Origin of the sequence: Pseudomonas syringae group sp. J309-1, assembly GCF_032582135.1 — a bacterium.
Lineage (GTDB): Bacteria > Pseudomonadota > Gammaproteobacteria > Pseudomonadales > Pseudomonadaceae > Aquipseudomonas > Aquipseudomonas quasicaspiana.
In genome coordinates, this window is the sequence record NZ_JAWHNU010000008.1 from 126,798 (window position 1) to 134,103 (window position 7,306).

General features: G+C 57.0%; 4 protein-coding genes. All 4 read left to right on the forward strand.

From position 1 onward, the window contains the following. The first annotated feature begins 821 nt into the window (after window positions 1–821). The 4 genes from RX972_RS07130 (at window position 822) to RX972_RS07145 (ending at window position 7,161) form a co-directional block, all read left to right on the forward strand. Window positions 822–1,685: an alpha/beta fold hydrolase gene (locus RX972_RS07130; RefSeq protein WP_122397700.1), complete on the forward strand. Its 864-nt coding sequence runs from the start codon at window positions 822–824 to the stop codon at window positions 1,683–1,685. 99 nt (window positions 1,686–1,784) lie between these two features. Continuing rightward, window positions 1,785–2,999 (forward strand): efflux RND transporter periplasmic adaptor subunit, encoded by a 1,215-nt coding sequence (locus tag RX972_RS07135; RefSeq protein ID WP_316873651.1) that lies wholly within the window; start codon window positions 1,785–1,787, stop codon window positions 2,997–2,999. Next, a complete protein-coding gene (locus RX972_RS07140; RefSeq protein ID WP_316873653.1) occupies window positions 2,996–4,096 on the forward strand; it encodes an efflux RND transporter periplasmic adaptor subunit in 1,101 nt (366 codons plus the stop codon). The genes RX972_RS07135 and RX972_RS07140 overlap by 4 nt, the downstream gene beginning before the upstream one ends. Then, complete coding sequence (locus RX972_RS07145; RefSeq protein WP_316873655.1) at window positions 4,093–7,161, forward strand: efflux RND transporter permease subunit; 3,069 nt, start codon at window positions 4,093–4,095, stop codon at window positions 7,159–7,161. The genes RX972_RS07140 and RX972_RS07145 overlap by 4 nt, the downstream gene beginning before the upstream one ends. Window positions 7,162–7,306 lie beyond the last annotated feature (145 nt).

A 7,306-nucleotide genomic window follows, 5' to 3' on the forward strand; every position in this document is an offset into this window, starting at 1 on the left:
CTGTAGGAGCTGCCGAAGGCTGCGAGACATTTCTTCTGACACACCGCGATCGCAGCCTTCGGCAGCTCCTACAAGTCCTGTGTTTGCCGCGAGGCAGCGCTAGAGGTCGCGTTTCTCGCGGCATCATCAAATAGCATGCAACGACTGGATGAAATGCATTTCTGTAGGAGCTGCCGAAGGCTGCGAGACATTTCTTCTGACACACCGCGATCGCAGCCTTCGGCAGCTCCTACAAGTCTTGTGTTTGCCGCGAAACAGTGCGGCACCTTTTCCGTTTCAAGGTCGCGTCCCTGTCCGCTATACGCCGACTTGCGTCGCTGGACATCGCCAGCACCATGTGAAAACCCTCTTCCAAAAACGCGTCAAATTAATTGCGGCCTTCGAAGTCAATGGGCATCAACGCGTCTAAATCAACGTTTCGGGCTGCAATTCACAAGAAAAATCGAAAAGTTCCGCCTGAAGTTGTAACGATATGTTTCAAGAAATTGCCGCTTTTGTCACATATCGGCCTCCACGAGCCATCAGAAAAATTGAAAGACATCCAGTCTCTATTGCTCTTGAAGGCCCGTGAACAATAGTTGGATCCAATGTCTGAACTCTCGTTTCCCTTCGAAAATAGCGCTTAGCCATTTTTATGACGCCAACAGGGTGTCGTTTTTTGCTCTCTTATTCGTTAACAATAGCGTTAATCGATTCAGCTTATCGATGCACCTAAAAACAAGAACTCAACGGATTTTGCCTGTAACCGGGTGAGGCTTTGGCATGGCAGCCGAAGCAGAGAACTTAAAAACTATTGGAATTACGAAAGCTAGGAGGCTGTCATGGGTGCGCAAACCAAGATTCTGGATATCGAAGAGTTCAAGATCTATACCGAAACTTACTGGAAAAGTGATAGCGCCAAGACGGTTCTGCTCGTCAATGGCGCGCTGTCGACCACCGGCTCGTTTGGTCAGACGGTGAAGTACCTGGCCCCACACTTCAATCTGGTGCTGTTCGATCTTCCGTTCTCCGGCCAGTCCAAAGCTCACAATCCTGGCGATACGATTGTGACCAAGGAAGACGAAGTCAGAATTCTTCTGAATATTATTAATCTCTACAAAATCAATTACTTGCTTTCAGTATCCTGGGGTGGCGTTTCCGCGTTGCTGGCGCTTTCCGAGTCGCCCGCGTCAGTTGAGAAAGCGATCATCAGCTCGTTCTCGCCAGTGCTCAATGAGCCGATGCTGGACTACATCGACAAGGCACAGCTCTACCTTGCCGCACGTGAAAAACGAAAAATCGGTTCGTTGCTTAACGACACCGTGGGCAAGTACCTGCCGCGACTTTTCAAACTGTATAACTACAAACACCTGATCAGCCTTGCTGAACATGAATACGGCCAGATCGACTTTCACATCAGCCAGATTCGTAAACTCAGTGCCAGTAATTACGTTGAGCGTTTCTCTTCTATCAAGATCCCTGTGTTGTTCGTCAATGGCGAGAAAGATGAATACACCACTGTTGAAGACGCCCGCAGTTTCTCCACGTACATAGCGCAAAGCAGCTTCAATGTTGTGCCCGATACTGGCCACTTTCTCGACCTTGAGAGCAAGGCCGCCTGGCTGAACTCGCAGAAAACCGTCCTGAGTTTTCTCGGTGCACAGAAAGAAATCAGTCATGCCTGGCCTGAAGCCGCGATTGCCTGAGGCGCAGAACGGCCTTCTGGCTGTTTGGTAGCGGGTCTTCGTTCTGACACCCGGTCTTCGGGTGTGGCGATACTTCACTGGGCTGTGGCTTTGTCGTTGATGAATATTTCTTGTGCTGTGCAATTGTGCGGGTGTTGTGGTGTGGCCGGAAATTCCCGGTTTTTGAATCCTGGATGGGTTGTTCGCCAGCCTTGGCTGGCGCTGGGACTCAACGTTTTTCTGGTGCTTTCCCTCAGTGGCTGTTCTGACGATAAGCCTGTGTCGAAAACACTGGTCCGTGTGGCGGTTCAGGAAGTAGTTTCTTCCGACATCCTGACCAGCGTCGAGCTGACAGGCGATATCCAGGCGCGCAAGGTCACGGAGCAGGCTTTTCGGGTGTCCGGCAAGCTGGTGCAGCGCTTTGTCGATGTGGGCGATCGTGTGCGAGCGGGGCAGCGGTTGGCAAAGCTCGACCCGCGAGAGCAAAACACTGAACTGGCATCGGCCGATGCAGAAGCCGCCGCCAGAGAATCGCGACTGCGTTTGGCGCAAACCAATTACCAGCGTCAGCAAACGTTGCTGCCCAAGGGCTATACCAATCTCAGCGAGTATCAAAAAGCGCAGTCTGCGCTGGAGAGTGCGCGGGGCGATCTTGCCGCGCTGAAAGCGCAGCAGGCCAATGCGCGCGATCAATTGGGCTACACCGAACTGGTCGCGGTGGCTGACGGGGTCATCACGGCGCGTCATGCCGAAGAAGGCCAGGTGGTGCAGGCGGCCACGCCTATTTTCAGTCTTGCCCACGATGGCGAGCGAGAAGCGGTATTCGCGGCCTACGAATCGTTGCTGGAATCTGATCAGCCGGGTCGCCGCGTACATGTTCGCGGGCTGGGCAATCCGGACCTGACGCTGTCCGGCAGGATCCGTGAAATCACTCCGATTGTCTCCTCCGCCAGCGGCACATTACGGGTACGAGTCGCGCTGCAAGACGCTCCCGCCAATCTTGCTCTGGGTACCGTTGTCAGCGCGAAGCTGGATTCTCAGGCCCGCAAAGCTTTCACTTTGCCATGGACGGCTCTGAGTCGCAGTCACGGCAAACCCGCAGTCTGGCGCGTGGACGAGCAGAGCCGTGTGCGTCTGGTTGAAGTGCAGGTGTTGCGTTATGAGCAGGGTCACGTAGTCATCGCATCCGGAGTAGCAGAGGGTGACTGGGTGGTATCCCGCGGTCTGCAGTTTTTGTATCCGGGGCAGAGAGTCGATGTCGCTGCGCGCGAGGGCCATGACAAGAACGATGACAACACCAAGGTCATCGCCTTGGCAGCGGAGGCGAGTCGATGAAGGTCACCGCCATTCGCATCCTTTTGATCTGCAAAGTCTGGTTGTTCTGCATCATTTTCATGATGGTCGCAGGCTGCCGTGACAAGCCTGTGCGCGAGGTTGTCGAGCGGCCTGTGTTGTTTATCGAAATGGTCGACGCGCAGCAGCATGTTCACGGCCGCTTTGCGGGCAGCATTCAGCCGCGCTACGAAGTCGAACTGGGCTTTCGAGTGGCAGGCCGCATTGCGACGCGTCAGGTCGAGATCGGTGACAGGGTTCGTCGGGGTGATCTTCTCGCGACCCTTGAGCCTAGCGGCCAGCAAAACCAACTGCGTGCCCGGCAGGCAGAACTGAACAAGGCCAAAGCGACCTGGCAGCAATTGAGCTCAGAGCGGCAGCGCTATCAGCAACTGATCGAGCGGGGTGTGGGGGCTCGGGCGCGGCTGGATCAGATGAGCGGTGATTTGCAAACCCAGGACGCCATTCTCAGTCAGGCCCGCAATGCGTTGCAGCAAGCCACTGATCATCTGTCCTACACCCGTTTGCTGGCTGAGTTCGACGGCGTGGTCACCGATTGGCATGGTGAGGTCGGTCAGGTGGTTGCGACCGGGCATCCGGTCGTCAGCCTCGCCCGACCTGAAAGCCGCGAAGCCGTGGTTGATCTGCCACTGGATCTGGTTGCCACTCTGAATCAGGGCATTCGGATTCAAGTGATTTCCCAGCTCAATCCGCAGGCTTTTGTCGCCGCCCGTGTGCGTCAGTTGTCGCCACAGATTGATCCGACGACACGCACCCAGCGCGTGCGGCTGACGCTGGATGCCGTGCCGGATAGCTTTCGGCTGGGTTCAACGGTGAGCATTGAGATCAGCAGTGTCGCCGATTCGTTTCGCGAACTGCCGGGCAGCGCTGTGCTGGAGCGCGAGGGCCAGGCGCGGGTGTGGGTCATTGATCCGCAGTCTGCGACCTTGAGCTCGCGGGATGTAACCATTTTGGCCCGACACGGCGCGTCGGTGCGTGTGGAGGGTGAGTTGCGTGACGGTGACAAGGTGGTCATCGCCGGGGTCAACGGTCTGAGAGCAGGACAGAGAGTTCGTATGGATCGCGAGGTCAGTTTGTGAGGGAGCGTTTTAACCTGTCTGCCTGGGGGCTTCGGCACCGCACACTGGTCTGGTACATGATGTTCGTTTCGTTGCTGATGGGAAGCTGGTCGTTCATGAATCTTGGGCGTGAGGAGGATCCCTCGTTTGCCATCAAGACCATGGTCATTCAAGCTCGTTGGCCCGGTGCGACACTGCAGGAGACCTTGCAGCAGGTCACTGACCGCATGGAAAAGAAGCTCGAGGAAATCGATGCGCTGGACTATGTGAAGAGCTACACCCTGGCCGGTGAGTCGACGCTGTTTGTCTTCCTCAAGAGCGACACCCACAGCGCTGACATTCCCGCCGCCTGGTATCAGGTGCGCAAGAAGATCATGGACATTCGGGGTGAACTGCCCGAAGGCATTCAAGGGCCTGCGTTCAACGACGAGTTCGGTGATGTCTTCGGCAGCATCTATGCGTTTACCGCCGATGGGCTTTCTTTTCGTCAGTTGCGCGACTATGTCGAGCAAGTCAGGGCGGACATCCGAAGTGTGCAGGACCTGGGCAAGATCGAGTTGTTGGGGGCGCAACGTGAAGTGATCTACCTGAACTTCTCCATGCGCAAGCTGGCGGCGCTGGGGATTGATCAGCGGCAGGTCATCGCCAGTCTGCAAGCGCAGAACGCAGTAACGCCGGCCGGTGTCATCGAGTCCGGTCCGGAAAGGATTGCAGTGCGCACCAGCGGCCAGTTCACGGATGAAAGTGACCTGCAAGCCGTCAACCTGCGCTTCGGTGACCGCTTCTTTCGCCTGAGTGATCTGGCGACGGTGGAGCGCCGTTATGCCGATCCACCAAGCTCGATGTTTCGCTTCAACGGCCAGCCAGCGATTGGTCTGGCCGTGGCCATGAAGCAGGGCGGCAATATTCAGGATTTCGGCATGCGCTTGCAGCAGCGTATGGATGCGCTGACCAGTGAGCTGCCGTTGGGTATTGATGTGCATCTGGTGTCGAGTCAGGCCGAGGTGGTGGACAAGGCTATAGGCGGCTTCACGCGTGCGTTGTTCGAGGCGATTCTGATTGTGCTGGTGGTGAGTTTCCTTAGCCTGGGCATTCGTGCCGGACTCGTCGTGGCGTGTTCAATCCCGCTGGTGTTGGCGCTGGTTTTCGTCTTCATGGAGTACAGCGGCATCACCATGCAGCGTATTTCTTTAGGGGCACTGATCATCGCGCTGGGGCTGTTGGTGGACGACGCGATGATCACCGTGGAAATGATGGTGACCCGGCTTGAGGGCGGCGATTCGTTGCAGCAGGCGGCCACGTTTGCCTACACCTCCACGGCATTCCCGATGCTGACAGGCACGTTGGTGACGGTCGCCGGTTTCGTGCCGATTGGCCTGAACTCCAGCTCGGCGGGTGAGTACGTCTTCACCATGTTTGCAGTGATCGCAGTGGCGTTGCTGCTTTCATGGCTGGTGGCGGTGTTGTTTGCGCCGCTGATTGGCGTGCACATCCTCAAAGTACCCAAAGCTCATCAGCATGCGGGCGGCGTCTGGATGTCGGGATTCAGGCGGGCGTTGTCAGGAGCACTCAAGCATCGCTGGTGGGTAATCGGCTTTACCGTGCTGGTGTTCGTCGGTTCGCTGTTCGCGGGCAAGTTACTGCAAAACCAGTTTTTCCCGGATTCGGATCGTCCGGAAATTCTCGTCGATATCTACATGCCTCAGAATGGCTCCATCGACGGTACGCGTCAGGTCATGGACCGCCTCGAAGCCACGCTCAAGGACGATCCGGACGTGTTGCACTGGAGCTCCTACGTTGGCAAAGGCGCGGTGCGTTTTTACTTGCCGCTGGATCAGCAATTGAGTAATCCGTTTTATGGCCAACTGGTTATCGTCAGCCGTGGCGGGGAAGGGCGAGATCAGTTGATCGAGCGTTTGCGTCATCGTTTTCGCGATGACTTCGTGGGCGTTGGCGGCTACGTGCAGCCGCTGAACATGGGGCCTCCGGTGGGTTGGCCCGTGCAATATCGGGTCAGCGGTCCTGATATCGAGCAAGTCCGCAGCCAGGCCATGGCTCTGGCGGCCATCCTGGATGCCAACGCAAATATCGGGCAGGTCATCTACGACTGGAACGAGCCAGGCAAAGTACTGAAGATTGATATCGCTCAAGACAAGGTGCGCCAGTTCGGCCTGTCTTCCGAAGACGTGGCGCAGATTCTCAATAGCCTGGTGTCCGGCACCAGCATCACCAAGGTTCGCGATGATACCTACCTGGTGGATCTGGTCGGGCGTGCCGAAGCCAGTGAGCGGACCTCGCTGCAAACCTTGAGCAACCTGCAGATTCCGGTGCCCGGCGGGACCAGTGTGCCATTGATGGCCTTCGCCAGTTTGAGTTACGAGCAGGAGCAACCGCTGGTCTGGCGTCGCGACCGGCTGCCGACCATTACCCTGAAAGCCAACGTACTTGGCCATCTGCAACCGGCGGCGCTGGTGCGTGAGTTGCGTCCGCAGGTCGAGGCATTCAGTGCGGCTTTGCCAGTGCGCTATTCGGTGGCGACCGGCGGCGCGGTCGAAGCCAGCGCTCGTTCTCAGGGGCCTATTCTGAAAGTCGTGCCGCTGATGCTCCTGTTGGTCGCGACCTTTCTGATGATTCAGTTGCAGAGCGTGAAGAAACTGATGCTGGTGGTCAGCGTGGTGCCGCTAGGGTTTATCGGAGTCGTTGCAGCGCTGTTGTTGACCGGGTATCCGCTGGGTTTCGTGGCGATCCTCGGGGTGCTGGCGCTGATCGGGATCATCATCCGTAACTCGGTGATTCTGGTCACGCAGATCGACGAGTTCATGGCTGCTGGAGAAGAGGCGTGGACCGCAGTGGTCAAGGCCACCGAGCATCGCTGCCGCCCGATCCTGCTGACTGCGGCGGCAGCAAGTCTGGGCATGATCCCGATAGCCCGCGAGGTTTTCTGGGGGCCGATGGCCTACGCGATGATCGGAGGGATTGCGATCGCTACCGTGCTGACACTGTTTTTCCTGCCTGCGCTGTATATGGTTTGTTACGGGATCAAACCGCCCAGGGCACAGGCGATTCTTGCGGTCGCACGCAGTTGAATCTGAGCCGGGCGCACACCCTGTAGGAGCGAATTCATTCGCGAAAATCCGGTACATTCGATGTATCTGTGTCCATCAGGAATGCCGCCTTCCCGAATGAATTCGGTCCCACGGGATCGCGGTGAACCTGAAGTAAATGCAAACC

Bases quoted from the DNA above. Each gene is read 5' to 3' on its own strand.
- RX972_RS07135 (WP_316873651.1), top strand. From the start codon at position 1,785: ATGAATATTTCTTGTGCTGTGCAATTGTGCGGGTGTTGTGGTGTGGCC.
- RX972_RS07140 (WP_316873653.1), top strand. From the start codon at position 2,996: ATGAAGGTCACCGCCATTCGCATCCTTTTGATCTGCAAAGTCTGGTTG.
- RX972_RS07130 (WP_122397700.1), top strand. From the start codon at position 822: ATGGGTGCGCAAACCAAGATTCTGGATATCGAAGAGTTCAAGATCTAT.